27 protein-coding genes and 2 pseudogenes are annotated in these 25,747 nt (G+C 52.2%); 14 read left to right on the top strand and 15 right to left on the bottom strand.

Features of this window, described 5'->3' with window-relative positions; all coding sequences use genetic code 11:
• Window positions 1-379 precede the first annotated feature (379 nt).
• The 4 genes from ABLU86_RS04465 to ABLU86_RS04450 all read left to right on the top strand — a co-directional run bounded on the left by ABLU86_RS04465 (window position 380) and on the right by ABLU86_RS04450 (window position 3,439).
• Entirely contained in the window at window positions 380-595 is a 216-nt protein-coding gene (locus ABLU86_RS04465; RefSeq protein WP_041165555.1) for a hypothetical protein, read from the top strand.
• Window positions 596-800: 205 nt separating this feature from the next.
• Window positions 801-2,291 carry a diguanylate cyclase DgcJ gene (gene dgcJ, locus ABLU86_RS04460; protein ID WP_045360492.1) on the top strand — a complete coding sequence of 497 codons (1,491 nt, stop codon included), beginning with the start codon at window positions 801-803 and terminating at the stop codon, window positions 2,289-2,291.
• A 60-nt stretch (window positions 2,292-2,351) separates the two neighbouring features.
• Window positions 2,352-2,852: a YbaK/prolyl-tRNA synthetase associated domain-containing protein gene (locus ABLU86_RS04455; protein WP_045360494.1), complete on the top strand. Its 501-nt coding sequence runs from the start codon at window positions 2,352-2,354 to the stop codon at window positions 2,850-2,852.
• A 140-nt stretch (window positions 2,853-2,992) separates the two neighbouring features.
• Window positions 2,993-3,439, top strand: coding sequence for a DUF441 domain-containing protein (locus ABLU86_RS04450; RefSeq protein ID WP_015366140.1), 447 nt, complete (start codon window positions 2,993-2,995; stop codon window positions 3,437-3,439).
• Here ABLU86_RS04450 and ABLU86_RS04445 read toward each other — a convergent pair.
• Window positions 3,423-4,217 (bottom strand): helix-turn-helix transcriptional regulator, encoded by a 795-nt coding sequence (locus ABLU86_RS04445; RefSeq protein WP_161798783.1) that lies wholly within the window; start codon window positions 4,215-4,217, stop codon window positions 3,423-3,425. The genes ABLU86_RS04450 and ABLU86_RS04445 overlap by 17 nt on opposite strands.
• A 97-nt stretch (window positions 4,218-4,314) precedes the next feature.
• On the opposite strand from ABLU86_RS04445, the gene ABLU86_RS04440 reads away from it, so the two are divergent.
• The gene (locus ABLU86_RS04440) at window positions 4,315-5,496 is read left to right on the top strand and encodes a CynX/NimT family MFS transporter (protein WP_042892734.1); all 1,182 of its coding nucleotides are present in this window, start codon (window positions 4,315-4,317) and stop codon (window positions 5,494-5,496) included.
• A gap of 33 nt (window positions 5,497-5,529) precedes the next feature.
• Here ABLU86_RS04440 and ABLU86_RS04435 read toward each other — a convergent pair whose 3' ends face one another.
• On the bottom strand, window positions 5,530-6,222 hold the full coding sequence (locus tag ABLU86_RS04435) for a CTP synthase (RefSeq protein WP_032711865.1): 693 nt from the start codon (window positions 6,220-6,222) through the stop codon (window positions 5,530-5,532).
• A gap of 140 nt (window positions 6,223-6,362) precedes the next feature.
• Here ABLU86_RS04435 and ABLU86_RS04430 point away from each other — a divergent pair, with 140 nt between their 5' ends.
• Window positions 6,363-6,710, top strand: a complete 348-nt coding sequence (locus ABLU86_RS04430; protein WP_047037913.1) for a DUF488 domain-containing protein — start codon at window positions 6,363-6,365, stop codon at window positions 6,708-6,710.
• A 10-nt stretch (window positions 6,711-6,720) separates the two neighbouring features.
• Here ABLU86_RS04430 and ABLU86_RS04425 read toward each other — a convergent pair whose 3' ends face one another.
• Window positions 6,721-6,969 (bottom strand): DUF333 domain-containing protein, encoded by a 249-nt coding sequence (locus ABLU86_RS04425; protein ID WP_015366135.1) that lies wholly within the window; start codon window positions 6,967-6,969, stop codon window positions 6,721-6,723.
• A gap of 292 nt (window positions 6,970-7,261) precedes the next feature.
• On the opposite strand from ABLU86_RS04425, the gene ABLU86_RS04420 reads away from it, so the two are divergent.
• The 4 genes from ABLU86_RS04420 (at window position 7,262) to ABLU86_RS04405 (ending at window position 8,763) form a co-directional block, all read left to right on the top strand.
• On the top strand, window positions 7,262-8,284 hold the full coding sequence (locus ABLU86_RS04420) for a sensor domain-containing diguanylate cyclase (protein ID WP_032708358.1): 1,023 nt from the start codon (window positions 7,262-7,264) through the stop codon (window positions 8,282-8,284).
• Window positions 8,285-8,331: 47 nt separating this feature from the next.
• Window positions 8,332-8,433, top strand: a complete 102-nt coding sequence (locus ABLU86_RS04415; protein WP_015705794.1) for a YoaK family small membrane protein — start codon at window positions 8,332-8,334, stop codon at window positions 8,431-8,433.
• On the top strand, window positions 8,433-8,507 hold the full coding sequence (gene yoaJ / locus ABLU86_RS04410) for a protein YoaJ (RefSeq protein WP_100279139.1): 75 nt from the start codon (window positions 8,433-8,435) through the stop codon (window positions 8,505-8,507). Before ABLU86_RS04415 ends, yoaJ begins: the two co-directional genes overlap by 1 nt.
• 133 nt (window positions 8,508-8,640) lie before the next feature.
• Window positions 8,641-8,763: a hypothetical protein gene (locus ABLU86_RS04405; protein ID WP_015366133.1), complete on the top strand. Its 123-nt coding sequence runs from the start codon at window positions 8,641-8,643 to the stop codon at window positions 8,761-8,763.
• Between the two features lie 47 nt (window positions 8,764-8,810).
• Here ABLU86_RS04405 and ABLU86_RS04400 read toward each other — a convergent pair whose 3' ends face one another.
• From ABLU86_RS04400 to lpxP, 3 genes are all read right to left on the bottom strand, one after another.
• Window positions 8,811-9,074, bottom strand: a complete 264-nt coding sequence (locus ABLU86_RS04400) for a DUF2534 family protein (protein WP_015366132.1) — start codon at window positions 9,072-9,074, stop codon at window positions 8,811-8,813.
• Window positions 9,075-9,188: 114 nt separating this feature from the next.
• The gene (leuE, locus tag ABLU86_RS04395; protein WP_045411280.1) at window positions 9,189-9,827 is read right to left on the bottom strand and encodes a leucine efflux protein LeuE; all 639 of its coding nucleotides are present in this window, start codon (window positions 9,825-9,827) and stop codon (window positions 9,189-9,191) included.
• A gap of 91 nt (window positions 9,828-9,918) precedes the next feature.
• Window positions 9,919-10,833 (bottom strand): kdo(2)-lipid IV(A) palmitoleoyltransferase, encoded by a 915-nt coding sequence (gene lpxP / locus ABLU86_RS04390; protein ID WP_015366130.1) that lies wholly within the window; start codon window positions 10,831-10,833, stop codon window positions 9,919-9,921.
• A 920-nt stretch (window positions 10,834-11,753) separates the two neighbouring features.
• Between lpxP and ABLU86_RS04385 the strand changes: the two genes are divergently transcribed.
• Window positions 11,754-12,941: an HD domain-containing phosphohydrolase gene (locus ABLU86_RS04385; RefSeq protein ID WP_020078529.1), complete on the top strand. Its 1,188-nt coding sequence runs from the start codon at window positions 11,754-11,756 to the stop codon at window positions 12,939-12,941.
• A gap of 74 nt (window positions 12,942-13,015) precedes the next feature.
• Window positions 13,016-14,800 (top strand): diguanylate cyclase, encoded by a 1,785-nt coding sequence (locus ABLU86_RS04380; protein ID WP_020078528.1) that lies wholly within the window; start codon window positions 13,016-13,018, stop codon window positions 14,798-14,800.
• 44 nt (window positions 14,801-14,844) lie between these two features.
• Here ABLU86_RS04380 and ABLU86_RS04375 read toward each other — a convergent pair whose 3' ends face one another.
• Both ABLU86_RS04375 and ABLU86_RS04370 read right to left on the bottom strand, forming a co-directional pair.
• A complete protein-coding gene (locus ABLU86_RS04375; protein ID WP_015705797.1) occupies window positions 14,845-15,273 on the bottom strand; it encodes a glycine zipper 2TM domain-containing protein in 429 nt (142 codons plus the stop codon).
• A gap of 75 nt (window positions 15,274-15,348) precedes the next feature.
• A complete protein-coding gene (locus ABLU86_RS04370; RefSeq protein WP_015366126.1) occupies window positions 15,349-15,759 on the bottom strand; it encodes a hypothetical protein in 411 nt (136 codons plus the stop codon).
• Between the two features lie 215 nt (window positions 15,760-15,974).
• On the opposite strand from ABLU86_RS04370, the gene ABLU86_RS04365 reads away from it, so the two are divergent.
• Window positions 15,975-17,003 carry a diguanylate cyclase gene (locus ABLU86_RS04365; RefSeq protein WP_045360499.1) on the top strand — a complete coding sequence of 343 codons (1,029 nt, stop codon included), beginning with the start codon at window positions 15,975-15,977 and terminating at the stop codon, window positions 17,001-17,003.
• A gap of 97 nt (window positions 17,004-17,100) precedes the next feature.
• On the opposite strand, the pseudogene ABLU86_RS04360 reads toward ABLU86_RS04365, so the two are convergent.
• The 3 genes and pseudogenes from ABLU86_RS04360 to ABLU86_RS04350 all read right to left on the bottom strand — a co-directional run.
• Window positions 17,101-17,181: pseudogene (locus ABLU86_RS04360) on the bottom strand (RHS domain-containing protein); the annotation flags it as partial.
• A 108-nt stretch (window positions 17,182-17,289) separates the two neighbouring features.
• A complete protein-coding gene (locus tag ABLU86_RS04355) occupies window positions 17,290-17,772 on the bottom strand; it encodes an immunity 26/phosphotriesterase HocA family protein (RefSeq protein ID WP_015366124.1) in 483 nt (160 codons plus the stop codon).
• Window positions 17,773-18,131: 359 nt separating this feature from the next.
• Window positions 18,132-18,638, bottom strand: a pseudogene (locus ABLU86_RS04350) (RHS repeat-associated core domain-containing protein); the annotation flags it as partial.
• Between the two features lie 147 nt (window positions 18,639-18,785).
• Between ABLU86_RS04350 and ABLU86_RS04345 the strand changes: the two are divergent.
• Window positions 18,786-19,385, top strand: a complete 600-nt coding sequence (locus ABLU86_RS04345) for a DUF4291 domain-containing protein (protein ID WP_015705801.1) — start codon at window positions 18,786-18,788, stop codon at window positions 19,383-19,385.
• 63 nt (window positions 19,386-19,448) lie between these two features.
• On the opposite strand, the gene ABLU86_RS04340 is transcribed toward ABLU86_RS04345, so the two are convergent.
• The 4 genes from ABLU86_RS04340 to ABLU86_RS04325 are packed head-to-tail and all read right to left on the bottom strand — an operon-like array spanning window position 19,449 to window position 25,742.
• Entirely contained in the window at window positions 19,449-19,937 is a 489-nt protein-coding gene (locus tag ABLU86_RS04340) for a hypothetical protein (RefSeq protein WP_223575842.1), read from the bottom strand.
• Window positions 19,938-19,949: 12 nt separating this feature from the next.
• Entirely contained in the window at window positions 19,950-24,053 is a 4,104-nt protein-coding gene (locus tag ABLU86_RS04335) for an RHS repeat-associated core domain-containing protein (RefSeq protein WP_348795955.1), read from the bottom strand.
• Window positions 24,054-24,063: 10 nt separating this feature from the next.
• Complete coding sequence (locus ABLU86_RS04330) at window positions 24,064-24,192, bottom strand: hypothetical protein (RefSeq protein ID WP_015366119.1); 129 nt, start codon at window positions 24,190-24,192, stop codon at window positions 24,064-24,066.
• Window positions 24,189-25,742 (bottom strand): hypothetical protein, encoded by a 1,554-nt coding sequence (locus ABLU86_RS04325; RefSeq protein ID WP_348795954.1) that lies wholly within the window; start codon window positions 25,740-25,742, stop codon window positions 24,189-24,191. The genes ABLU86_RS04330 and ABLU86_RS04325 overlap by 4 nt, the downstream gene beginning before the upstream one ends.
• Between the last annotated feature and the right edge of the window lie 5 nt (window positions 25,743-25,747).

Below are 25,747 nucleotides of genomic sequence, written 5' to 3'. Positions count from 1 at the left end.
TTCCTGAGTCTCTCCAATAGTATTAAGATTCTTCTGCAAATCAAATCCTGTATGCTTTGATACATTAAAAAAATTGGATAGAAGATGACTAATAAGATTTATGACTTAGTAAAACGGTTAAACGCCGGCTAAATTTGATGCGAACTTCTGATTTACGATAACGATGACGGCTTTGACCTGAGTAGATAAATAAGAAGCATCTCATTCAAATCAACACAAAATGGCATAAATTGATAACATAATCTGTCAGCTATGCTATTTTTAGTAGTAACGCAAAATATTTTTCCGTTTTGCAGTTCAGCCCACCAGAAATTTACATATTCATCTGTGGGTAAGTGACAAAATGTAAAAAAACATAATAATATAAAAGGATAAAATTATGATTAACAATATTCATTTCCGATGCCCGTGCTGCCATGGGTCACAATACAGAACCTCACATTTTGACGTGAGCGAAAAAAACCCCTTCGGCGCGAAATGCATTTTTTGCAAATCCGACATGGTGACTTTTGACAATATCGAATCTATCGATGTTTATCAGCCTGTCATGTCACAACTCGCCGGAAGCAAAATGTTTGCCTCCGCCGCCTCATGAGTGGCCTTTGGCCAGTCCTGCGCACTCTTCAGACACGCGTCATGAAGAGTGCCGCATTTTAGTTAGTCTGCCCTGCCTCGTTCTCCACACCTACACTACCTGTCAGCATAGTTAATCTGACCAGCCGTTCGTTCACCCACGCTCTGGTAGCCTGTTTATCCACTATGATAAAATCAGCTAAACGGGTAAGACGAATCCAAACATCATGAAATTACAGAATAAATTACTGCGACATGTTATTTCCGCAGGCGTTGTGGTGTTGACGTCTTCTTTTCTTGTATACGAATTAATCGCTACCCACCGCGATATGTCAGGCTATATGCGATACATCGTAGAAAAAGGAGAATCGACCTTTCTCTATGATAAGTATCAGAATCAACTCATCATCTCTCAGTTTCTGCGTAAGCTGGATACTCCCCCAAACCAAACAGAGGTAGAACAGGTCTGCAATAGCGTACAACACAACGGGGATGTCAGTGGTTTGAATATCGCCGGATATACCTATCCCCAGTTGCATGGCACGCTAAGCGCCGCGCATGCCGACTGCGGCAAGTGGCGTGGAGATATTCCTGCACTCCAGGCATTCGATCGCGCGGTTGCCAAAAATGATAGCTGGCAGCCAGAGGTTCCCGCGACGCTTAAATCAGAAAAACGCTTTCGCTATTACATAGACCTGGTAAATAAATACATCTACTTTTATGCGCCCGTCAGAATTAAAAGTAATCCGATACAGAACTGGAATTTTCTTCAGGACAGTAAACTGGGTATTAGCCAGGCCAGCCTTGATGGTTTAGAACAGGGTCGTTCGCTCATCTCGACCGTGTATGTTGATGCGATGACGGGAAAGAATATTTTATCGTTTTTAACGCCAGTGTATTTCAAGGATAAGCTGAAAGGCGTAGTGATGGTCGATGTGACCGCGCAAGAGATTGAGGCCTTGTTATACACCAGCGACCGACCTTTGGTGTGGCGCTATCTGGATATTACCTTGAAGGATTCCGATACCGGCGCACTCATTGAGGTACATCATAGTAAAACGCACCTGTTGAATTACGCCCATTACACCCATCAGGTAGCAGAAAACTTACGGATAACTCTGTCTCTGGATGTTATGTATTTTCTGCTTAGTTCATGGAAACTCTTCCTGTTTTATTTACTCTCTACCGCCGCATTACTGCATCTGGTGCGGGTTCATTTCCGCCTTTATAACTCGGTATCGAAAGAGAATATCAGCGATACCATGACCGGCCTTTATAATCGTAAAATCCTTACCACGATGCTCGAGTCGCGCCTGCAACGACTTACCGCGCAAGGGGTTAACGTGGTAACGATGGCCCTTGACTGCGATGGACTGAAAAAGATCAACGATACCTGGGGGCATAACGCCGGCGACGAAGCGATTATTCTACTGGCGCAGGCTATTTCCGCATCCATTCGTAGCAGCGATTATGGCGTGCGCTTAGGAGGCGATGAGTTCTTTCTAATTCTGATCGATTATCCGGAAAGTGAAGCGGAAAATATCCCGGCGAGGATCCGGCAATATCTGACGATTCATGACCATCAACAGCGCGTCGATTTTTCCTGGGGCGCGGAACATCTCGCGCCAGAACAGTCGCTCAGCGAAGCAATGAAAGCTGCCGATGCGCGCCTGTATATGAACAAAAAGCAGAAAAAAAGCCCCGACATTCGTAGATAAGTTTTCATTACCGCCGTGCGGGGTTAAGCTTTGTCTTTTCAGTAGAGGAACTAACGCAACATGCAATCGCCAGAGACAGCCGACATACACCAGCGGTTATGCCGCCTCCTTGATGAGCAACAGGCCCGCTATCGGGTCATGGAACATGAAGCGGTTGGTAAATGTGAAGCCGTATCTGCAATCCGCGGTACCGCGCTGGGACAGGGCGCCAAAGCGCTGGTCTGTAAAGTGAAAGGTAATGGGGTAAACCAGCACGTGCTGGCTATCCTTGCCGCCGATCAGCAGGCCGATTTATCTCGCCTGGCGCAGCATATCGGCGGCAATAAAGCCTCACTCGCCAGCCCGGCAGAAGTCGATGCCCTTACCGCCTGCGTATTCGGCGCCATTCCGCCGTTTAGCTTCCACCCTAAGCTAAAACTGGTCGCCGACCCGTTGCTGTTCGAACGTTTTACAGAGATAGCCTTTAATGCCGGCCTGCTGGAAAAATCGATCATTATGAATACCGAGGATTATCTGCGTATCGCCCGCCCTGAGCTGGTCGCGTTCCGTCGCGTCATTTAGCGCATCGTCGGTATGCGACAAGGTTCGCGGGCGGAGCTGGTAGCCTTATTTGCAGCAAATAAATTAAAAGCCTGTTTATTCACGCGATTATGCGTAGAGTAAGCAGGTTTTCTTTTTTTATTTTGGCAAGGACCTCTGGCATGTTCGATACAACCCTGTTTATTTTGCTGGGGCTGGCGGCACTCGGCTTTATCAGCCATAACACCACTGTCGCTATCTCAATACTGGTGCTCATCATCGTACGGGTGACGCCGCTTAACGTTTTCTTCCCCTGGATTGAAAAGCAGGGGCTGAGCATCGGTATCATCATTCTGACCATCGGCGTGATGGCTCCCATCGCCAGCGGAACGTTACCGCCCTCGACGCTGATTCACTCTTTCGTCAACTGGAAGTCACTGCTGGCGATTGCCGTGGGCGTGTTCGTCTCGTGGCTTGGCGGACGCGGAGTCGCGCTCATGGGTTCGCAGCCTCAACTGGTCGCCGGGCTGCTGGTGGGTACCGTGCTGGGCGTGGCGCTATTTCGCGGCGTCCCGGTCGGGCCGCTTATCGCCGCCGGTATTATTTCGCTTTTTATCGGAAAGGCTTAGCCAAACTGGCGTGGTAGCGGCCCGGCGTTTGCCCTAACCCTTTTTTGAACATGGTGATAAAGGCGGTTGTTGAATCGTAACCGAGCGTCTGGGCGGTTTGCTGTACCGTCTGTCCGCGCACCAGCATCTGCAGCGCCAGGATCAGCTGAAGCTGGTGCCGCCAGCGGCGAAAGCTAAGCCCGGTCTCCCGCACCACCAGCCGCGCCAGGTTGCGTTCGCTCATAGCGAACGCCGCCGCCCACTGCGAGAGCGTCTGCCAGTGTGCCGGATCGCGGGCCATGGTGTCGGCCATCCGGCGGATCTTCGGATGTCCTGAAACCGGCAATTGCAGATGTTCTTGCGGTTGTTGCGGTAGCTCATCAAATAATACCTGCACCAGGCGCTGCGTAGGCGGCGCGTCAAGCGCCTCCCTGCCGCGTTCCGCAAGGGTCATAATCAACTCTCGCACCAGGGGTGAGATTTTTAACGTGCAGCAATGCTCAGGCATCGGCGCCGCCCCCGGTTCTATGAACAAAAAGCACACCTGTGCCCCTGGCGTTGCGCGATTGCTGTGTGGAAGCAGGCCTGGAACCCAAACCGCATACAGCGGCGGCACCATCCACATGGCGTTATCCACTTCGCAGGTTAAAGCGCCGTGTAACGCGAGGATCAGTTGACCTTTGCGGTGCTGATGGCGCGGAATGAACTGCTCGTCGTCCACCACCTGAATGCGAAACGCCAGCGCCGCTTCATGTCCGCTGTCTGGTTCATAGCCGTCTAAACCCAGTCCAATCATCAAATTGTCCGATATTAGCGATAATCTGTCATTTTAGCTTGATTCAAACAACCGTTAAACAGGCTATTGTTACGACCCTGTTTATTAGTCTGAGAACGTTATGAGTCCTGTTTCTTCCTCTGCCAACGGCAAAAAACTGCTGCTGATTGTCGGAATTTTATTTATCGCCGCCACGCTACGGGTAACTTTCACCGGTATCGCCCCACTGCTGGATGCGATACGCGCTGAATACCAACTGACGACGGCGCAAACCGGGCTGCTCACGACCCTGCCGCTGCTGGCCTTCGGGCTGGTCTCTCCGCTGGCGGCCGGCGTCGCCCGCCGATTCGGCATAGAGCGTAGCCTGCTGCTGGCGATGGTGATTATTTGCCTCGGGATCGGATTACGTTCCCTCCCCTCAGCAGCCTGGCTGTATATTGGTACGGCGCTCATTGGCTGCGGAATCGCGCTGGGCAACGTGCTGCTGCCAGGGTTAATTAAGCGTGATTTTTCCGGCCATGTCGCCCGTATGACCGGCGCCTACTCCATTACCATGGGTGCAGCGGCGGCGGCAGGCTCCGCGATGGTGGTGCCGCTGGCGCTGGCGGGTTTTGGCTGGCGCGGCGCACTGCTGCTACTGATGGTTTTCCCGCTGTTGGCGCTATTACTCTGGCTGCCGCAGGCGCGCCGCCAGGCTACCACGCCGATGACCGGATCGGGTGCCGCGCACAATCGGGGGATCTGGCGTTCAGCGCTGGCGTGGCAGGTCACGCTGTTCCTTGGGATTAACTCACTGGTCTATTACGTTATCGTCGGTTGGCTGCCCGCAATCCTGCAGAGTATGGGCTACAGCGAAGCGCAGGCTGGCTCTCTGCATGGCCTGTTGCAGTTGGCAACCGCCGCACCGGGCCTGGCCATCCCGCTGGTACTCCATCGCCTGAAAGATCAGCGCGGCATCGCCGTTCTGGTAGCCTTAATGTGCGTAGTAAGCACGCTGGGATTATGGTTACTGCCCGGTCAGGCGGTGATCTGGACATTGATTTTTGGCTTCGGATCCGGCGCCACCATGATCCTTGGCCTGACGTTTATTGGTCTACGCGCCAGCTCAGCGCATCAGGCCGCGGCCCTCTCCGGCATGGCGCAGACTATTGGTTATCTGCTGGCTGCCTGCGGACCGCCGCTCATCGGTAAAATCCATGATGCTTACGGCGACTGGCATATACCGTTAATCATCGTCGCACTCATCGCAGTGGTCATGGCGCTGTTCGGCGCCCTTGCCGGAAGGGCGCGCGAAATTCATTAATCACAAGAGTCGGCAGCCAGGGCTGCCGATTTTTTATTGCCGGGCCGCGTGCAGGAAAGCCTGTACCAGCGGCGCCGGACGCCCTTCCAGCGCGTTGCGCTCGTGCTGGAACAGCGTGGCGACGAAGAACGGATGGGTAGTTAACTCCACGGCGCGGATCTCGCCGTTCTCATCCCAACCGGTCACCCGCAGCGCGCCCTGCTCCAGTTCATGGGCAAAGCTTTCGGCAATGCCGTAGTTACAATGATATCCCTCTTCAATGCTGTCACGGCCATAAGCGCGGGCAATCAGCGTGTTCGCGCGCAGCTCGATAGCGTCTGATTTTTCCACCAGCGAACAGCTTAATGGCGCAATGACCATTCGCCCTTCGCTATCGGTTTCGGCGTGCGCCGCATCCTGCCATCCCATAACATTACGGGCGTATTCGATAATCGCGTGCTGGAAGCCGCCGCAGGTACCGAGGAACGGAATGCTATTTTCGCGGGCGTAGCGAATGGCGATAAATGCGCCCTCGGCGTTTTTATACGGGCTGGCGGGAACCACCCAGATGGCGTCATAATCGGTGAGCCGGTCTGCGCTGGTAATCTCGCTGGTGGCTATCCAGTCATAACTCACCGGTTGTTCCAGAACCGCGGCAGCGTCATCGATAGCCAGCGGAATCGCCTTATGGGCAATCACATCAGGGTTATAATCGCCAACAAGGGCAATGCGCAAAGGGGTGTTCATAGCAGGATCCTTATGTCTGAGGATTATCGGGCAACACAAGGAACCTCAGATTAGCGATATCATTCGCGGAACACAATGGTTATTTAGCGGCACGCTGCACGGGCAAGCCGCCAGATAGACATAACGAGGGGAGAATAATGATGATTCAATGTAAACGCGTTTATGACCCTACAGAGGCCAGCGATGGTTACCGCGTGCTGGTCGATCGCCTGTGGCCACGCGGAATAAAAAAAGAGGATTTGCATTATGACGAATGGTGTAAAACCCTGACGCCTTCCAGCGATTTACGCAAGGCTCTTCACGGAGAAGTGATTGACTTCTCTCACTTCCGCCAGCAGTACCGCGAAGAGCTTGAAACCCATCGCGATGAAGGGCTACGGCTCGCCAAATTGGCCAATCAGCAACCCTTAACGCTGCTCTACGCGGCCAAAGATACGCAACAAAACCATGCGCTGGTGCTGGCGGAGTGGCTGAAAAGCTTAATCTAACGGCAGCGAATTATTTCTTCGCCGGATGATCGCGCCGCCACAGTTCCCATTCATCGAGCGTTTCGCCACTGGGAAGTTTACAGTCGGTGCGCACGCCCTGAGGTGTCTGGACCGGAACCTGCTTACCGCCCTTCTGGTCGCAATAGACGGCGGCCGGATTCGCCATACCGATCGAATTTGGCGGCGGTGGCGCATCAGGCTGTTGTGATTGAGCGCAGCCCGCTAGCATCAGCGGCAACATCATTACTATCCACTTCATAATTACTCCTGTTTTATTCAAAGCGACCTTTCGCCCTGAATCTCCACGGTTTCTCCATTTTAACTACACTTTTGCCCTTTAGAGTAGCGCTCGTTCTCGAATTGACCAGAGAACAGATCATTCCATAATCAATGAGTTTTGCCCCATCGCCCCCGATGGGGCTTTTTTTTACCGTCGCGATAGCAGATATCCCCCTGCTAAATGTGATACATTCGTTATAAATATGTTTGTTATTAGCTGTTCGCTGCGCCAGCTCGCAGTGCTGCGCTAACCTCCGGGGGCCGTTTCATTCATGTCAGACTTCATTCTTGCCCGCGTCTCACAGACGCTTGCTACCGAACGAACGCTCGAAACGTTGGTGCGACAACTGCTGGAAATGCTGGAACTGGTGACTCGTATGGAGTCCACATACCTGACGCGGGTTGATTTAGAAGCACAGCGCCAGTTAGTCATGTATGCCCACAACAGCAGCGAAATGCAGATCCCGGAAGGTTTTTCCGTTCCCTGGGACGAGTCGCTTTGCAAACGCGCAATCGATGATAACTGTATATTTTGCAACGAGGTTGGCCAACGCTGGCGGTCCTGCACCGCCGCGCAGGAACTCGGGATCGCCACGTTCTTTAGTATTCCCGTCCATCTTGCCGATGGTTCGTTATATGGTACGTTGTGCGCCACCAGCCGCGTCAAACAGCCCTATAATCTGGAAGGCGAGCAGGTAATGACATTGTTCGCCGGCCTGATCTCCCATTACGTGGAGAAAGAGACGCTGGTTCAGCAACTGCGTAGCGCAAATGCGGCGCTGGAGATGCACTCCAATACCGATGAACTGACCGGTCTGGCCAACCGCCGCGCGTTGTTTAAACATCTTAAAACGCTGTTTACCCAAGCTCGCGCCCAGCAGCGCAGGCTCCTGCTTATTTTTATCGACCTCGACGATTTTAAAGCGATTAACGATAAACTGGGCCACCCCTGCGGCGATAGTTTTCTCATCCAGATAGGTGAACGACTAAACGCTAGCGTGCGTGACGAAGATGCCGTTGGCCGCCTCGGCGGCGATGAATTTTTAATCATCGGCCCGGCACTTGGATCATCTGAGCAGGAGGCGTTTATCGCCCATCTGCGCCAGCAGCTTACCGGGCGTTACCGCCTGGCCGGACACGGTATAGAATACCCTGGCGCCAGCTTTGGGGTCATCGACGTCGATCCGCAGAATATGGACGTTGAACAGGCGCTACGCGCAGCGGATGAGGCTATGTACCACGACAAAAACGCACGCCGCATGCTGACCATTTTCGATATCGACCAGAAAGCATAACTTTCCAGTATGATAGATAACATTACGTTAAGAGACAGGAACTAAGCATGAAATTGGGTATTCTTTTTCCGGTGGTGATTTTCATTGTCGCCGTGGTCTTTCTGGGCTGGTTTTTTGTTGGCGGCTATGCGGCGCCAGGGGGGGCATGATGAAAAAGACAACCATCATTATGATTATTGTCGCCATCGTGGTGGTCGCCGGCACCGAATTGGGCTGGTGGTAATCTCAAATTTTCCCGCCGCCCCGGTATTGCGGAGTTGTCTTATCTACTCAATAAGTTAAGACGATACACTCATTTCATCAGCCGCTTCGCTGTGTTTATGCAGCAAAGCGGGCATTAACTGGAGAAGTGAGTAATGAAAAAACCGATGGTGTTACCGTTGATTATTGCGCTGTGCACGCTGTTATCGGGATGTATCGTGGATGATGGTTATCATCATCGACACCACCACCACCATCATCATGATCGTGGCTGGTAACAGATAGGATCATTCAAAAAGGCGAACAAGAGTTCGCCTTTTTGCATTTAGTCCTGACGGTCAGAACCTAAAAACAGAAAGCCCAGCGGGATAGCAAATAACACGGTGAACACGGTACTGTAAACCATCACCATCGCCCCCTGCAGGAAGAACATCGAGGTTGTCCACTCCGAGTACGGCATGTTGTACTCGCTCACCACGCCACCGAACGTTGCGCGGCCCACGACGGCAAGCGCAATGGCAAAAACTGTCGCCATCGACAACAGAAACTTCTTGCCGTTTTTATTACTGAGGATTTTTTGCAGAATCATCCGGGTTCCCTTCTCTGTGAGCGATAATCGGCTGTATATGTAACACCAATGCAATAAAAATTGAAGGGCTTTTGTTACAACACAGCGATTATCGCTGGCAGATCGTTTCCGGGATCAGGACTGCAGCGTCGCCAGGCGGGCGGCAAAACCCACAAAGACCAGACCGATAAGGCTGTTGCCCAATTTCGCCAGTTTCTTTTTGGTTTTCACATAGCGCGTCACAAACGAGCCAGAAAGGATAAGGAAGCTCATATAGACAAAGCTAATGATCTCCAGCGTCAGCGCCAGGATAAAGAACGCGATGCCCGGCGATGTCGCATTAACGTCAATGAACTGGACGAAAAAAGAGACATAGAAAAGAATCGCTTTCGGGTTAGTCAGGCTCAGGGTTAACGAGCGTTTGAGGATGGCGCTCCCCGGCTCAGCATCGGCGGCATCTTGCCCCTCGCGCTGTTTAAATACCGAGTAGAGCATTTTGGCCCCCAGCCAAAGCAGATAAATCGCGCCAAGATAGCGCACAATATTAAACAGCACCGGGGTCGTTTTGATAAGCGTCGCAACGCCAGCAAAAGCCAGGAACATCAGAACCGCATCGCCGATAAACACGCCAGCGGCGGCAAGGTATCCTTTCTTAACGCCGTGCGCGATACCGGTTTTCAGTACAAAAAAAGTATTGGGACCTGGTACGAGAATGATAAAAATAGCCCCGACCAGGTAGGTCAGATAATTCAAAACACCAAACTCAGCGAACACGCTGCACTCCTTCGCTTTCAACAAAAAGTATGATCCGGCTCACGTTAACGCAACTGCGGTCATTTTGAAAGCGTGGAGCGCAAGTGTTGTACTAATATACCGAGGTTTCGCCAAGCGGGCGGGTTTTGAACCGGCGATGCACCCACAGGTATTGCTCTGGTGCACGCAGGATTTCTCGTTCGATGACCTTGTTGATATAACTGGCGGCAATCTGTTTATCTTCGCCAGGATAATCATTCATCACTTCACTGATGTGCAGACTGTAGCCTTTACGATCCAGCTTGCGCACCATACTGATACTCAGCATTTTCGAACCGGAGAGGCGCGACAGCACCCAGGTACCATTAGTCGTCGCCGCCTGTGGAACCGAGAAGAACGGCGCAAATACGCTGCCCTTCGGGCCATAATCCTGATCCGGCGCAAACCACACGGCTTCACCGGACTTCAGCGCATGCACCAGCCCGGAAAGATTACGGCGATCGATCATCGCTTTATTCGAGCGCAGGCGAGCGCGAGTCTGCACCCACTCCATAAGCGGGCTGTTGTGCGGGCGATACGTCGCCATCATCGGACGACACAAGCCCATTGCTCGGCCGCCCAACTCCAGTGACATAAAGTGGATGCCAACAACCATCACGCCTTTATCGGCGCTGAGCGCATTATTCAGATTGGCGATGCCTTCGACGTCAAACCACTTCTTAACGCGTTCATCGCTCCAGAACCACGCCATACCCGTTTCGATAAGCCCCATGCCGAGAGACATAAAGTTCTCTTCCAGTAGCTTTTCACGAGCCGCGCTGGACATCTCCGGGAAGCACAGCTCAATGTTACGCCGGGCGATATGTTCCCGACGCTTCAGGAAGCGACGCGATAGCCGCCCTGCGCTGGTGCCGAGCGTATGTAAAACGGGATAAGGTAGTTGGACGATTAACCAAAGAATGGCCAGGCCAAACCAGGTCACCCAATAGCGGGGAAGCAGTAGATTCTTTTTAAAGGCGCAAGACATGGTTTTTCCTGTAAACATTAAAATATAGGGTAACGCTTAAGGAAAAAACGAGTCCCTTCATCTGTCATTAGGCGATACAACGAGTAAGACAATAGTAATCCTGGTAAATTCACGGCAGCAAGAAAAAATTACACTTAACGCTAAAATACATAATAGATACACAGATGTTACAAAATGTAAAGTAAAAATGGAGTCCGTTCATTCATATTTACGCTGATAATCATTTTCGCGCTAATGATTTTTTTCGATATAGGAATGAACTTAAACTGCTATCTGGCGATTTTACAAACACAACTTCACGCAGGCCACTGTTGACGCCCCCTCCCGGCACATCACAGCCCGAACTCAAACGGTCAACAAACATTCAAGCATCGAATTCATTCACTAAAAATCATCACTGTAGATAATAATATTTACAGGATGCACTGACTCATTAAAATTTTAGTTATTGTGAAATATAAATAAGAACAGGATTATTTATGCTTACTGATGAATACTGACAAAAGTATATAATTGAGACTAATAGTCACGTTTGCAACAATATAAAATTGTCCCATAAGTGTTATTTTTCGCCCTTTTCAGGCAATAAAACTCCATGACCAATGCCACCTCGCCAAATAGAGGCGAACAAAACAGGAGAGCCGATTTGCACATGCTCCAACCCGCCCTTACAGCGCCGCGAAAGGTGATGTAAAAGCAATCAGTTCTTATCACAGGTAGATATGAATCAAACTGTGAAGAGATTCATCACGCTATTACCACAATGAAAGCGACTATGTGAGCTAAAATGAGTTGTTCACATAAGTGGGTGGCGTTTGAGTCTGGCGTCGATTCACTTGTCAGGCGCCTGGGGGATTTGATCGTGCTTGCCGGCGCCACAGGATTAACGGCAACAGCGGATTGCATGGACGGAGAGAAAAATGCGTATTGCCTTAAAGTCGGCTTTAATGCTGGTCACGCGCGTCATTAACGCTATCAACCCAAGGCTGGATCTGCATCTACAGCGCACGGCGCTGATAAGCTACAAATTATCGCTGGCGTTGGATCTTCCTGCGCCGCAACAAAAAACCATCTTTCTGGCTGCGCTGCTACATGATATCGGCGTGCTTGGCGATAAGCGGCGCATTGATTCGCTAAACGCAATAGACAACCTTTATGACCCGCATCAAATCCGTGGCGTACAGATGCTTGCCGGGCTGGATACTTTTACCCCTATCAGCCCTATTATTGGCGATCACCACTTCAGCCCAAGCCGCAAAGGCAATCTGGAGCAGCATATCGTCTATTTCGCGGACTGTTTTGAGCGTCTACTCCCTTCGCAAGGCGTCGTTGCCCCGGACCAACAAAGTGCTCTCATCGCCCGCTTTGTCGCTGACTATCGCGACATCGATCCTCCACTTTGCGATAGACTATGCGAACTGGCGCAACATCCTACCTTCTGGCGCCATATGCAAGCAGAGCATATTCAGCGGTTGCTGGAGATCGTCGGGCCGATTAATGACGTATATATTGACATCGATGGTCTAAAAGATATTTGTTTGTTGATCGCCAAAATTGTCGATACCTACAGTAGTTTCACCGCCAGCCACAGCATCATGGTTGGCGAAATTTCTTATGCCCTCGCCGTCTATATGCATCTGCCGCCGCCGGTGTGCCGCAAAATTGAAATTGCCGGCTATTTGCATGATATCGGCAAAATATATATTCCACTGGCGATCCTCGAAAAACAGGCTGAACTTAGCGATGACGAAGCACAATTGATCCGCGAGCATAGCTATATGACCGGTGAAATATTACGAGATTTCACCGATCTGGCGGAAATCATCGATTGGGCCGCTAACCATCATGAGAAACTCGATGGCAGCGGCTACCCGCTGAATTTAAATCATCGTTATTTACAACTTCCGGACAGAATTATCGCCGTTGCGGATATCTTTACCGCGCTCGTTGAGGATCGCCCGTATCGGCTCGGCATGCCGTATCAGGAGGCGTTACATCTTATAGAAGCTGATGTTATAAATGGCGCTCTGGATAACGATGTGTATCTTGTATTGCGCCAGCATGCCCAGGCGCTACATCACCTCGTCACCCGCATACCGCGCGTCTGATCCTTCCGGTTGGCTACAGGGCTCTATAATAAAAATACCCATTTCTCATTCATCTGCCTGCAAGGAAATACCCGGTGAGAATCGCCACCATGACTAACTGGGCCTACGGGATCACCGTAGGGCTGACCATTGCATCCGGTATGGCGATGCTAATGGCTTCCGGCGCCGATCGCGCTGAACGCCAGGCTGTACAACAACGGGATACGTTCGTTCGTCTCGCCGATGAGGTAGAACGCGATGCGTGGGAGCTTTCGGACCTCACGCGACTGTATGTCATCGAAAAACAACCGGAGACGCTGCAACAGTATCGTCAGCAGATCCAAACGCTCGAATCAATTGAAAATCGGTTGCTTAAACTAAAAGACATTGGCGCCAGCCAGCAGGAACTGGCGCTGTTGCACGATGGTCTGCGTATTGCCGATGAATTACAAGATGAACAGCAGACCGCGATCGATCGCGTCGCTCGTGGCGAAGAGAAAGAGGCGATTTTGCAGGTTTACGGTAAGCCTTATGAGCAGGAGTTGGAGCGGGTGCAAACGCAAATCGATCATTTCCGCCTGCTGCTGGAAGGACGAACAAACAACGCCATGCAGCAAGCGACTGAAAAATCACGCCTCTGGCGGACGCTTTCGGAAGCGATGGTTGGCCTGACCGCCTTGATGTTTTTATTTGTTCTCGGCTTTATTCTCAAACGCCGGGTGCTCACCCCTGTGGTACGACTCAGCGATGTGGTACAGCGTCTGGCATCGCAGGATTATGCCGTCGAACCACCACACTTCAAACAGATTGATGAAATCGGCGATATGGCGCAGGCGATCCGTATCTTTCGCGAAAATGGCCTTGCCCGCCAGCGTCTTGAACAACAACGCGATGCCGACTGGGCCGTTCGTGAACTGCTGGCGCGAATGACTCAACGCTTGCAGGGATGTGAATCATTTGAGGATGTGGTGAAGGTCGCTGAACTTTTCGCCCCCAATATCGCGCCGGACGTTCCTGGCCGACTGTATATTCTTGATACCGATCCCTGGCAAATGCGCTGCGTCGCGCAGTGGCTTTCGCCGCCGGACGAGGCGGCCGTGTTTTATCCCGATAAGTGCTGGGCAGTACGTCGAGGCCTGAGCCATCCGCCGGTTAACGGCGAACCGGACATCGCCTGCTATCATCTGCCGCAAGAATGCAACGAGCAATCATTGTGCGTTCCACTGATCGCGCAGGGTGAAGCCATTGGCCTGCTCTCTTTTCGTAATGTCACTAGTGAGACAGCCCCCTCTCGCGCTTATCTTGAACTCATGGCGGAAGCATTGGGCCTGGCGCTATCCAACCAGCGTCTGCGCAATGCTCTGCTGGAAAAAGCGTTGTTTGATTCTCTGACCGGGTTGCGAAACCGCCATCATCTTGAGGAAGCGCTGCATACGCAGATGAATCTGGCGGTGCGCAACAACAGCCCGCTGAGCTGCCTGATGATCGATATCGATCACTTTAAGGCGGTTAACGATAATTACGGCCATGAGGCGGGCGATCTGGTGATTAAAAACGTCGCAGCGATCATCCAGCGCGCGGTACGCGATCTTGGCATGGCATTCCGCTATGGCGGCGAAGAGTTTTTGGTACTGCTTTCCGGCAGCGATGAGGCCAGCGCAGAAGCCTGCGCGACTGAAATCTACAACAACGTGAGAAATATGACTTTACGCTCTGGGCTGACGGATATAGGCCAGGTGAATGTTTCTATCGGTATTGCCAGCTATCCGCAACACGCGCAAAGCGACAGCCTGCTACGTGCCGCAGATGCCGCGTTGTATCGGGCGAAAGAGCTGGGACGTTCGCGGATAATCCGCTTTGATATGCTGAAATCGGCATAACATGTCACGCCAAACGGGAGTGCATTGGCTCCCATTTACCTGCGTTACACCGACTTATCCACCCGGGTATCATTTCCCGACGTCAGGATGCGCACCTTATCTCCCTTGTTGAAGATAAGCCGACCGTCGTATCCCTGTAGCACCTGTATCACTTGACCGCTACTGGTTTTGATTAACAGTTCAACCTGCTGAGCGCCCTGCTGCCGATCCTGGTGATAGCGAGAGGCGCCAGCTCCGGCCAGAGCGCCTGCGGCGGTCATCGCCGTCTGGCCTTTTCCGTTGCCGAACTGATGGCCGACCACGCCGCCCAGCGTTCCTGCCGCGAGCGTACGAAGCGGCTGGCGCTGATGCGGAGTGCTAATAATATGGCTTTCCTGTACGACGCCATAATCAACCAACGTTTTAGTCCCGGCGACGCCAGCCTGGCTAAACAACGCGGCCATTCCCAGCGCAATAAAGAGAAACTTCTTCATGATGACACCCTTGTCTTTTCATTGAGGAAAGTCACTATCAATGCTCCGCCGGACAGCGGAGCATTAGGACATTGCTTAGTTGAGAGCCTGCTGCAGATCTTTTTTTACCTGCTCACGTTGTTCAGCCGTCAGCACCTGATTAATGCCGAAGTAATACTTCACGCGGTAATAACGCGTCTGCTGATCCAATTGCGCAAAAGCGGCTAGCTGCTGTTTTACTTTCGCATCGTCCCATTTACCGGACTGAATCACATCCACCAGAGCACCATCCTGGTAACCACCAATTTTGATATTTTTGAGGTTTGTTTCCAGCTCCTGACGCAGGGCCTGAATTTTGCTGACCTGATCGTTGCTCAGCTTGAGATGTTGCACCACTGGGTCCTGGGATAACGGCGGCACTTCGGCTGTCGTCGCGGCCTGAGCGGCAACGGAAAGACCCGCAGTCATCACTACGGCGGCCAGGGTGTTACGCAAGAAAGTATTCACGATAAATTGTCCTTAATACGCTTTATAAAGAGTGCGGATTATTACCGCCGGAATATGATCCATCTGTAACTAAGCGTTAAATTTAAATCTGAACAAATTTACAATAGATTTTATTTAATAGATAAAATAGCCGAGATGTCAGCAGCGGATCTTTTTTTAACTACACTTATTGCTAAATTGGTTGAATATTCTCTTCGATTCATCAGGAACGCCTTATGTCTCCACGTAGCGCCAGCGATCTGTACGCCGAAATGAAAAATATGTCAGTAGAAGAGCGTATTCGCTTTTTCTCGCTTTCGCTTGCGGAAATGCATCGTGAGCTACAGGAGAGCATCAGCGAGATTGAGTCGATGCAGCGAGCGCTGGCCGAAAGCGAGGAGAACCATCGACAGCTGGTTGAGACTGCACAGGATGCGGTGATTACCATCAATCATGCTGGGGTGGTGATTAACTGGAACCAGGCAGCGGAAAGAATGTTCGGCTGGTCCGCAGGGGAGGCTATCGGCAACAACCTGGGCGAGATGATCGTGCCGGAAGAGTTTCGCGAGCAGCACGCGCGTGGTTTAATGCGCTTTCAGGCGGCTCAGCCGTCGAATATCCTTAATCGCACCATCGAAATTACCGCCCTGCATCGCACTAAAGGCAAGTTCCCTATCGAGCTGTCGATCTGGCCGCATCAACAATCAGGCAAGCAGATTTTCTCCGCGTTTATTCGCGATATCACCGACCGTAAACAGCGGGAGCAGGTGGTCTGGCTGCATGCCAATTTCGACGCGCTGACCGGATTGCCAAACCGCAGACTGTTGGTAAATCGCCTGGAGCTGGCGATTACTCAGGCCATTGCCAATGAGACAGAAGTGGCGCTGCTTTTTATCGATCTCGACCGCTTTAAGCCAGTGAATGACGTTTACGGCCACGCCGTGGGTGACGAACTGCTGCGGCTGGTGGCGTTCCGTCTACAAAGCGTTTTACGAGAAGGTGATACGGTGGCCCGCCTCGGCGGCGATGAGTTTATCGCTCTGCTCCCCGGTTTAAAGGCAAACGATCCGCTCCCCCGACAAACGGCGGAAAAGATCAGCAATGCGCTAACCCAGTCATTTTTGATCCACGAGCATGTTATTACGATTTCCGGCAGCATCGGCATTGCGCTTTTCCCTCACGATGCCGCGGATGCCGATACATTGCTGAACAGTGCAGATAAAGCGATGTACAGTAGTAAGAAGGCGACGCCGCGTGAGAGGTAAGTAAGGTATTCAGCCGTTCAGCGTCAAAATACTGGCCCCGGAAACGCAGCGGGTTGTTGATACGATCGGCGTAGACCTCCTCTTTTTCTCCCCATACGCCCGTCTTCTCTGACCACACTATCTCGCCCTGCAATGACGTCAGGCGGACCGGCGCGCCGTTCGGATCACAATGATATATTCCTATTTTGAAAAGTTATTTATCGCCCATCTAAGTTGTGATTCATAATGAGATTGTAATCCTCCCTCCTTTTAAACTCATTAGAGAAAGTCGAAAGGATTTTATATCTCACCGGCCTCCAGTTTTCAATAAAGATTTAACCTGATGATCACCATGTGGTGTCAGGCGAGGATAACTATCCGCATCTTTTTCAGATATATTGTACTCATTATCAAAAACATCCACTTTCTTGCATGAATCACCTACCCCATAAACAAAATAAACGTCATCAACATTTTCAGGTACATAATCATTTTGATGTCCGATAATTCTCCAGTCACTCCCCTTTTCTTTCTTTGTATCAAATAATGTATATGTATCAATCACAATTGGAGGAATGATTCTTTTTGATATATCTTCTTCGGTTAACTCTGGAGTAGTAGATACAAAATCAAAAATTTCAACTACGTGGCCAGTGATTATTTTAGATATGACTCTACCAAAATAATAATTACTCTCATCAAACTTTAAACAAAATATGTCTCCTGGTTTTACAAAGCGTAACATGGTTCTTGGTTTTTTATCCCATCCCCAAAATTTAAAATTACTCATCAACATTTCCTCCCATTCTTTTTACTATTATAAGCATGTTTAAATGACTTCGCACGAGCATCTTTCCGTCCATGATCAAATGAATTATACTTATTACCCCTATTGGTTGATGATATGGCTTCGCCAATCTTCCCAGTTCTCGTTTTATATTTTTCAATGTAATATTGTTCGTAACCTCTGGCTTGCCCATAAGTTACATTTCGATCAAGAGGTTCCATCCTCGAATCTGGTGATAATCTTTCTGTATCAAGATGCTCTCCTCTTCTTCGATCCATATCATTAGTGATACCCACGTAATAAGGTTCTTTCGCACCAGACTCAAATAAACCGTAAACACTATATCCTGTGGCGTCTACCGAAGTTAGCCCCCACGGATCCACCCATCCCAGCGGGTTCGGCGCATACTGATAAACATTCAGCCCACCGGCTAATCCAATCGGATCCTGGCTAATAAATCCCGCAATTTCAGGATCATAGTAAAGATGTCGATTATAGTGCAGCCCCGTTTCAGCGTCAAAATACTGGCCCTGAAAACGCAGCGGGTTGCTGATACGATCGGCGTAGACCGCCCCTTTCTCTCCCCATACCCCCGTCTTCTCTGACCACACTATCTCGCCCTGTAATGACGTCAGGCGGACCGGCGCGCCGTTCGGGTCACAATGATAGTGCCAGCTCTCCTTCCTGCCCGCTTCCTGCGTCAGCAGCGCCAGCGGCTGAAAACTTCCCGGATAGTACACGTACTCGCGCATACTGCCGAACAGCGCGGCCTGCGCTTTCTGCCGCTGCAGCCGGCTGCCGGTATCAAAAATGCTCTGTGCCGCCAGCGGTTCGCGGGTGATAGTGACCGTTTCCCCCGCCAGCGCGTCTCTTCCACCGTCTGCTTGATATATTATTATGAATTCTGTCGTAGCATTTTCTGGGAAAAGCCTGTTTCAACAATACGAAACATTTTTATCAGAGTAACTTTCCATGTATAATATCTATTTAACTAATTAACTCAATTAAAACTATTGATGGAAAAGCATTTACCAAAGTACTCAATCCCAGAACGGCAAATTAGAGCCTTCTTCACAAAAGATTTTATCCGTGTCTATCAGGCATATTCCGATGAAATAGCTGATAGTGCGATTAAAAACAATACGTTCGTTTCTCCCCCATTTAGCCTGACTAGAATGACATGGATTAAGCCATCATTTTTATGGATGATGTATCGCTCTGGCTGGGGGAAAAAAGACAGCAATCAGACGAGAATATTAGCTATAGACTTGAGTCATGACGCATTCCAAAAAATTCTTCATTTAGGGGTGCCAAGTGATTATCATTCAGCATCAACCTTTCAAAATAAAGAAGAATGGCAAGATAAAATAAAGAATTCAGATATTATATTTCAGTGGGATCCTGAGAGAGATATTCATCTAAATAAACTTAATTACCGTACAATACAAATTGGAATTCGAAACCAAGCAGTCATTAATTTTTGTAATGAATGGATTGTTAATCTACATGATATCACCCATCAGGTACAGGAGATTCACAACCTCGTCTCTTTAGGCGATTTTTGCAAGGCGAAAACGCTTATCCCTACAGAAAAAACATATCATTTCCAACTTTAAATTAGTTTTAAATATTTTTCTAAATCGCCTGTAATGGACAGGCGACTTTTAACACCCATTAGCTCAACTAATTTTACTTAATTGTTTCATTGCGCTTTTTTTTATTTTTTCATTTTCTACCATAGCCAATTTTTCCAATTTTTCGATTGAGTTTTTATTGTTTATTTTGGCTAGCGCCCTAATACATTTATCTGCCAGAACATAATCCTCATCATAGTCTCTATAATTTAGTTCTAACAACGCCGCTTGATATAAGTATTCAACACTAGTCTCACTATGATAGTAATTTAGAATCGTTGCTAAATCCTCATGTTTTTTATGCCAATCAGCTATTATCAATTCATTCAATAAATCTATACACTTAAAATCATAATTAATAAGAGCTGACAAATATAAAAAAACATCAACTAATTCAGCATCTCTATTTTGACGAGCTAATTCAAGTTCATAGCATATGTTAAGTTCACCGTAAAATGCATTGAAATCATTATAAAATTTTGAGATATCAATTTCTCTTTTCATTAAAGAGACAATTAATTGTTTTTTATCCATTTTCATATGCTGTTAATTTAACCTCTCGAATCGCTGAATCCCTTGATTGAATATATCTAATGCCTTACCTTTACCTAATCCAATATTAATCTGTTCCCCTTCAGCTTTAAAGAATGCACTTGTCTCCTTCCATCCCTTCCCTACATCTGGCATGTCCGGATAAGTAATACTGGTAAGTACTGCTGAATCTTTAACCCCAATTGATTTTAGTTCTGATAATGCATCGTTTTTAAGGTAAAACCTCACTAAAACCCCATCGTAATTCTCAGAGAATGCTCTTCTTGGTGAAATGAATGTTTCAGATGTTCCTCTTAATTTACCTGTAGTGCGTAAATACTCGAAATCTTCATGACTCATTGAACGATAAAATTTTGTTGTTCCACCACATGACTTAGCTAATCCCCACGGATCCACCCATCCCAGCGGGTTCGGCGCATACTGATAAACATTCAGCCCGCCGGCTAATCCAATCGGATCCTGGCTAATAAACCCCGCAATTTCAGGATCATAGTAACGATGTCGATTATAGTGCAGCCCCGTTTCAGCGTCAAAATACTGGCCCTGAAAACGCAGCGGGTTGCTGATACGATCGGCGTAGACCTCCCCTTTTTCTCCCCATACGCCCGTCTTCTCTGACCACACTATCTCGCCCTGTAATGACGTCAGGCGCACCGGCGCGCCGTTCGGGTCACAATGATAGTGCCAGCTCTCCTTCCTGCCCGCTTCCTGCGTCAGCAGCGCCAGCGGCTGAAAACTTCCCGGATAGTACACGTACTCGCGCATACTGCTGAACAGCGTTTCCTGCGCTTTCTGCCGCTGCAGTCGGCTGCCGGTATCAAAAATGCTCTGTGCCGCCAGCGGTTCGCGGGTGATAGTGACCGTTTCCCCCGCCAGCGCGTCGCCCTGCCAGTAGAACCAGCGCGTCTCTTCCGCCGTCTGCTTGAACACCCGGCGCCCCAGCCCGTCATAGCCGTAACGCACCAGCCGCTCGCCCTTGCGCACCGCCACCAGCTGGCGGTTATCGTCCCAGCTGAAATCCTCTTTCTCGCCGTTATGCCGGACATCGCGCCGCTGTCGCAGCTCGCCCGCGCGATCGAATACATAACGCACCCCGCGCTGCTGCCCCTCGCGGAACCAGCCCCCGGCGCTCTCATTCACCGCCCGGGTCTGCGTCTGCAGGTGGCTGCCCGCCGCATCCTGCACAAACTGCCGCAGCGTACCGTCCGGCGCGGTATGGGCCGTCAAGCGCCCCACCGGATCGTAAGCGTAACGATCGCTGCCCCACAGGCTGTCATCGCGCCGGGTCAGGTTACCCAACCTATCCCAGCTGAAGCCGCTGGCGAACAGCGGTAAATCATTCTGCAACACCTGCTGCGACGTCAGCTGGCCGAGCCGGTCGTAGGTGAAATGACGCGTCACCTCCGCCGACAGCTGCTCGCTGACCCGCCGCCCGGCCTCATCGTAACCCAGCACGATCGGCGCATCGTCATTCAGCTGGATCTGGCTCAGCCGGTCATACTCATCCATGGCGTAACGCACCTGATGACCGCTGTCGCTGCGCCGGGAGACCAGCAGGCCGCGCTCGTTATAGCCATAATGCAGTTGAAAACCGTCCTGCTCCTCCAGCAGCACCCGCCCGGCGTCATCATAGCGCCACGCCAGCCGCCGCCACGGATTCTCACACAGCACCATCCGTCCGCAGGGATCGTAATGATACTTCGCCTGCAGGGTATCGCCGCTGCGCCGCTCGCTTAGCCGCCCGCCGCGGTCGTAACCGTAGCGCACCAGCCGCCCCAGCGGATCCTCGCGGCTGATCAGCCGGTTGCCTTTATCCCAGCCATAACGGGTTATCTGTCCCCAGTAATCGGTCTCCGCGGCGATGCGCCCCAGCGCGTCGCGGTCCAGCTGCCAGCGCTGACCGTTCTGGTTGATCACCGCCAGCAGGCGATCTTCCAGGTCGTACTGATAGCTAAGCGTCGCGCCATCCGGCGTCTCGCAGGCGGCCAGCATTCCGGTGCGGTTATAACGAAAACGGGTTATCTGGCCGGCTTCATCGGTGAAGTGAAGCGGTGAATCTTCCCGGTCGTAAGCGACGCGAATTTCGCCGCCCTGCGGATTGACCATCGCCACCAGCCGATCCTTGCTGTCCCAGTGGAAACGGCTGCTGCCGCCGCCGGCGTCAATACGCTCCAGCAGGGTGCCGCGCGCGGAATGCCGCAGTTGAGTGGTTCCCGCGCCGGCCTGGCTCAGCGCCTGCAAAAAACCAAACCGATCATAGCGATAGCGACTCTGCCCGGAACCCGGCACGTCCGCCGCGCTCAGCTGCCCGTACTCATCATACTGATAGCGCGAGGTGACGCCGGTAGGGTCCGTTCCCGCCAGCAGGTTGCCGCGTTCGTCATAGTCCGAACGCCAGCAGGCGCCTTTCTCATCAATCAGCGTCAGCAGATCGCCGTCTTCATTGTAGGCCGCCTGAATCTGGCTACCGTCCGGCAGATGTTCGGCGATCATTCGCCCCTGTTCATCATACTCCCAACGACGCGTGCTGCCGTCCGGCTCAATGAGTTCGACGGTGCGGCCAAAATCATCGTAGTGGAAGACGGTATTGCCGCCGGTCGGATCGATCTCCGAAACCGGCAGGCCGTTATCATCAAAGCTGACAGACGTTACATGGCCGTTGGAATCGGTGATTTCCACTTCGTTGAGCAAGTCGTGCCAGGCGAAATGGTAATCCCATACGCCGCCGTCGCCCCAGGCGTGGACCACCCGCCACTCGTCATTGAACTGGTAGTGGAAGCCCTGGCCGTTACGGTCGACATGGCTGGTCATATGGCGCTGTTGATAGTAGAAGCGCCGCGGATGCGAAAGCGCATCGATCTCCGCGCTCAACTGATTATCGCTATCGTATTCATAGCGGGTCAGCGGCGTGATCTCGTCATCCAGTGCGTTGCGCAGGCGTAGCGCCCGCAGGCGGCTATTCTGCCAGGTGACGAGGATCTCCCTGCCGCTCATGCCGCGCGTGCTGAACTCGCGAATACGCTCAAGCTCGCGCCCCTGCCAGTCGAACTGCCAGCCGTTACCGTTACGGTCCGCCAGCCGGTAAATCGCCAGCCGCCCGCACTTACCGCGAAATTGCAGCCGCGCGCTCCCTTCCTGCTCAACATGCCAGAAGCATTCGCCATTGCGGGTTTCCCGCCACAGGCGGCTGCCGTCCGGCAGGCCGACAATACCCTGCTCGCGCCCGTCGGACTGCGGCAGCGCCGCAAACAGCGTCATCCCTTCCGGCTGAGTCAGCACCGCGACGCCTTCATCGGCCAGTATTTCAAGGCGGGTGTCCGCCGGGGTTGACCAGCCGTAACCGCACAGCCCTTCTTCATCGAGATCCGCCGACGAGTAGCTTCGCGTCCACGCCAGCGGCAGGCGGCCGGGTAACAGAAAATCCTCATGTTCCAGGCTCACGCTACCGTCGCGGATATCAACCGGTTCGGCGCGTAGCACCCGGCATTTTAGGACGCCGGGATCCATGTTGCGAAACAGCTTCTGGCGCAGCTTTTTAAACCGCCGCATAAACAGCCGCCACTGCGGCGTTTTTTTAACTTTCTTCAACCCCTTGCCCAACCCGCTTAACCCGGCGCGCATCAGCAGCGCCATCAGGTTGATGGTTGGCGGCCCGCCGACAATCACATTGTTGGGAATCGCGAGATTAAACGTCAGCGGCAGCGTCAGCGAGAGCGGCTTTGGCTTGCTCAGCCGCTTCAGGCGGAACGGCGGCACCATTCCGAGGATGTTACAGCTCAGTACCGGCATGCCGATGCGGGAAAACGGTTCACCATCGACGGCGACGGTTTTGCTACCCATAAACAGCTCGTCTTCCATCTGCGGGCCGCCGGGCGCGCGCAGCGGCGGCACCCACACGCCGCCGACCGGGATATGTACCGCAATACCGCCGGTCCCCGCGCTGGCGCGTTTGATGCTGTTGACGTGTACGGTAGTGCCCAGCAGCGGCAGATAATCAAACACGTCGAAAACGATGCCGATATGCGGCGTCGGCAGCGGCCAGGGATAAGTATGGATATCCAGGCCAAGCTGCGGGTCGAAGTGAGCCCCGGAGTGCATCAGACGCGCCTCAGAACATGGCGCGCAGCAGCGCGCGCAGGAAGGTGCGCACTTCGGTGGCGAACCCGCCGTCCGAAAGGCTTAAAAACAGGATTGCCAGCAGCGTCACGGCAACAATAATAATAATCCGGGTCTTCATAGCGGGTTGCTCCCTGCATTTTCAGTGGATGATGCATCGGTATTTCCCCAGGCAGGCAGGCTTTGCCATTCACCCGGCGGGGCATCAAAGGGGTGGGCGATCTCCGGCAGGCCGTTCCAGTGCGGATGCAGCTTCTCCCGCGCCAGGCGGATCACGCGACGAAAGCTGTCATCGCCGCCGCGGATCAGTTTTTCCCGCGCTTCGCGGATCAGCGCGAACGCGGCTTCCAGCTGTAGCTGTAACTGCCGGTCCACGCGTTTTACCTGTTCGACGGCGGGTTCCCGCGGTAAGCGGTCTTCCGCCTGTTGGATTAAGCGCTGTTTTTCGCTTTGCCAGCGCGTCGCGCAGGCCTCAAGCGCCTCGGTCCGTCGTTTATCATGGATGCGCAGCAGATCCTGGAATGCCAGCGGCAGCGTGGTCTGGGCGCGCTCTTGCCGTGGGATCGGCTCCGCCGCCTGGATGGCGTGAGCATACTCCTCCATCGCTTTTGCCCGGTGCCCGGCGAGGTTGAGACAAAAACCGGACATCCGCCAGCCTTCTACGGCAAATACCGGGTGTGGAATGGTTTGCGCTTCGCCCGCCGCCCGGCGATAGCCTTTCGCCGCCTGGAGATACTCTTTACGCGCGAACCAGGCGCCGGCCTCGCCAAAAGTGCTTTGGGTACGCAGTTGTCCTTTAAGCGCCGGGTCGGCAATTTCGCCGCTGATGGTTTGCGCCTGACGGTAGTGATCGACGGCCCGTTGATGATCGTTACCTTTCAACCAACCGCCGGCGATCAGGTTATGCACCATCGCCTGCTGGTCGGCCCAACCGCAGCGCTGGGCGACGCCGAGCGCCATACCGCCGCGCGCAGCCACCTGCGCGGCGCTGCCTTTTTCCAGCAGCAGCATGGCGTCAGCCAGATAGCGGCGAAACAGCAGGCGATCGGGATTCGGATCGCTCTGCCCGCGCGCGGTTTGATGCATCACTTTCATACTGTCGACGTCATCGGTCAGCAGCTGTACCCTGCGTGGATGCGCCTCATACAGCGGCTGCCAAATCGGTTGCTCAAGCGTGTCGATAAGTAACAGTCTGGCGTTGCACGCCTCCTGCGCCAGCCAGCCGTTCAACCAGCGGTTCAACGCCTTTTCATCGCTGACGGCGGAGGGTTTCAGCACCAATACCAGATATCGTAAATCGTCATGAAATGTCGTCGCAAAATCCTGCAGCATCTGCCGCAACTGCGCCGGGCTATAGGTTGGGAGAAAGCGTTCGGCATCCCATATGGCGGCATCCGGCGTCGCTTCGTAGTGTTCCACAAACTCGCGCCCGAGCGCCTCGCTGTAGCCATAGCCGGTCTCGAACGGCGTGGTTAACCCCAGCAGCAGATCCGGCAGCGAGCGGCCTTCAGGATGCTGCTGCAGCGCGATAAAACCATCAAGCAGCGACTCGCCGCCGGCAGGCGTCCGCCAGATAAATAAGCGGATCTGCTCCGCCTGCTCGCTGGCGTCCAGCCAGCTAAGCTCAAGCTCGCTCATTACTTTTTCGGTCGGATTCTTCGCCGCGTTCATTCCCT

The organism is Klebsiella sp. JN_Kp121 (assembly GCF_040062145.1).
Lineage (GTDB): Bacteria > Pseudomonadota > Gammaproteobacteria > Enterobacterales > Enterobacteriaceae > Klebsiella > Klebsiella aerogenes.
This window is presented reverse-complemented; position numbering and strand designations above follow the sequence as displayed.

What these genes read in the sequence shown, in the direction of transcription:
- ABLU86_RS04400 (WP_015366132.1), bottom strand. Translation starts at nt 9,074, where the DNA reads ATGATTCTGCAAAAAATCCTCAGTAATAAAAACGGCAAGAAGTTTCTG.
- ABLU86_RS04335 (WP_348795955.1), bottom strand. Translation starts at nt 24,053, where the DNA reads ATGCACTCCGGGGCTCACTTCGACCCGCAGCTTGGCCTGGATATCCAT.
- ABLU86_RS04365 (WP_045360499.1), top strand. Translation starts at nt 15,975, where the DNA reads ATGTCTCCACGTAGCGCCAGCGATCTGTACGCCGAAATGAAAAATATG.
- ABLU86_RS04455 (WP_045360494.1), top strand. Translation starts at nt 2,352, where the DNA reads ATGCAATCGCCAGAGACAGCCGACATACACCAGCGGTTATGCCGCCTC.
- ABLU86_RS04415 (WP_015705794.1), top strand. Translation starts at nt 8,332, where the DNA reads ATGAAATTGGGTATTCTTTTTCCGGTGGTGATTTTCATTGTCGCCGTG.
- ABLU86_RS04355 (WP_015366124.1), bottom strand. Translation starts at nt 17,772, where the DNA reads ATGAGTAATTTTAAATTTTGGGGATGGGATAAAAAACCAAGAACCATG.
- ABLU86_RS04375 (WP_015705797.1), bottom strand. Translation starts at nt 15,273, where the DNA reads ATGAAGAAGTTTCTCTTTATTGCGCTGGGAATGGCCGCGTTGTTTAGC.
- ABLU86_RS04450 (WP_015366140.1), top strand. Translation starts at nt 2,993, where the DNA reads ATGTTCGATACAACCCTGTTTATTTTGCTGGGGCTGGCGGCACTCGGC.
- ABLU86_RS04345 (WP_015705801.1), top strand. Translation starts at nt 18,786, where the DNA reads ATGGAAAAGCATTTACCAAAGTACTCAATCCCAGAACGGCAAATTAGA.
- ABLU86_RS04325 (WP_348795954.1), bottom strand. Translation starts at nt 25,742, where the DNA reads ATGAACGCGGCGAAGAATCCGACCGAAAAAGTAATGAGCGAGCTTGAG.
- ABLU86_RS04405 (WP_015366133.1), top strand. Translation starts at nt 8,641, where the DNA reads ATGAAAAAACCGATGGTGTTACCGTTGATTATTGCGCTGTGCACGCTG.
- dgcJ (WP_045360492.1), top strand. Translation starts at nt 801, where the DNA reads ATGAAATTACAGAATAAATTACTGCGACATGTTATTTCCGCAGGCGTT.
- ABLU86_RS04425 (WP_015366135.1), bottom strand. Translation starts at nt 6,969, where the DNA reads ATGAAGTGGATAGTAATGATGTTGCCGCTGATGCTAGCGGGCTGCGCT.
- ABLU86_RS04435 (WP_032711865.1), bottom strand. Translation starts at nt 6,222, where the DNA reads ATGAACACCCCTTTGCGCATTGCCCTTGTTGGCGATTATAACCCTGAT.
- lpxP (WP_015366130.1), bottom strand. Translation starts at nt 10,833, where the DNA reads ATGTCTTGCGCCTTTAAAAAGAATCTACTGCTTCCCCGCTATTGGGTG.
- ABLU86_RS04430 (WP_047037913.1), top strand. Translation starts at nt 6,363, where the DNA reads ATGATTCAATGTAAACGCGTTTATGACCCTACAGAGGCCAGCGATGGT.
- ABLU86_RS04385 (WP_020078529.1), top strand. Translation starts at nt 11,754, where the DNA reads ATGCGTATTGCCTTAAAGTCGGCTTTAATGCTGGTCACGCGCGTCATT.
- ABLU86_RS04330 (WP_015366119.1), bottom strand. Translation starts at nt 24,192, where the DNA reads ATGAAGACCCGGATTATTATTATTGTTGCCGTGACGCTGCTGGCAATC.
- ABLU86_RS04465 (WP_041165555.1), top strand. Translation starts at nt 380, where the DNA reads ATGATTAACAATATTCATTTCCGATGCCCGTGCTGCCATGGGTCACAA.
- ABLU86_RS04420 (WP_032708358.1), top strand. Translation starts at nt 7,262, where the DNA reads ATGTCAGACTTCATTCTTGCCCGCGTCTCACAGACGCTTGCTACCGAA.
- ABLU86_RS04440 (WP_042892734.1), top strand. Translation starts at nt 4,315, where the DNA reads ATGAGTCCTGTTTCTTCCTCTGCCAACGGCAAAAAACTGCTGCTGATT.
- ABLU86_RS04340 (WP_223575842.1), bottom strand. Translation starts at nt 19,937, where the DNA reads ATGGATAAAAAACAATTAATTGTCTCTTTAATGAAAAGAGAAATTGAT.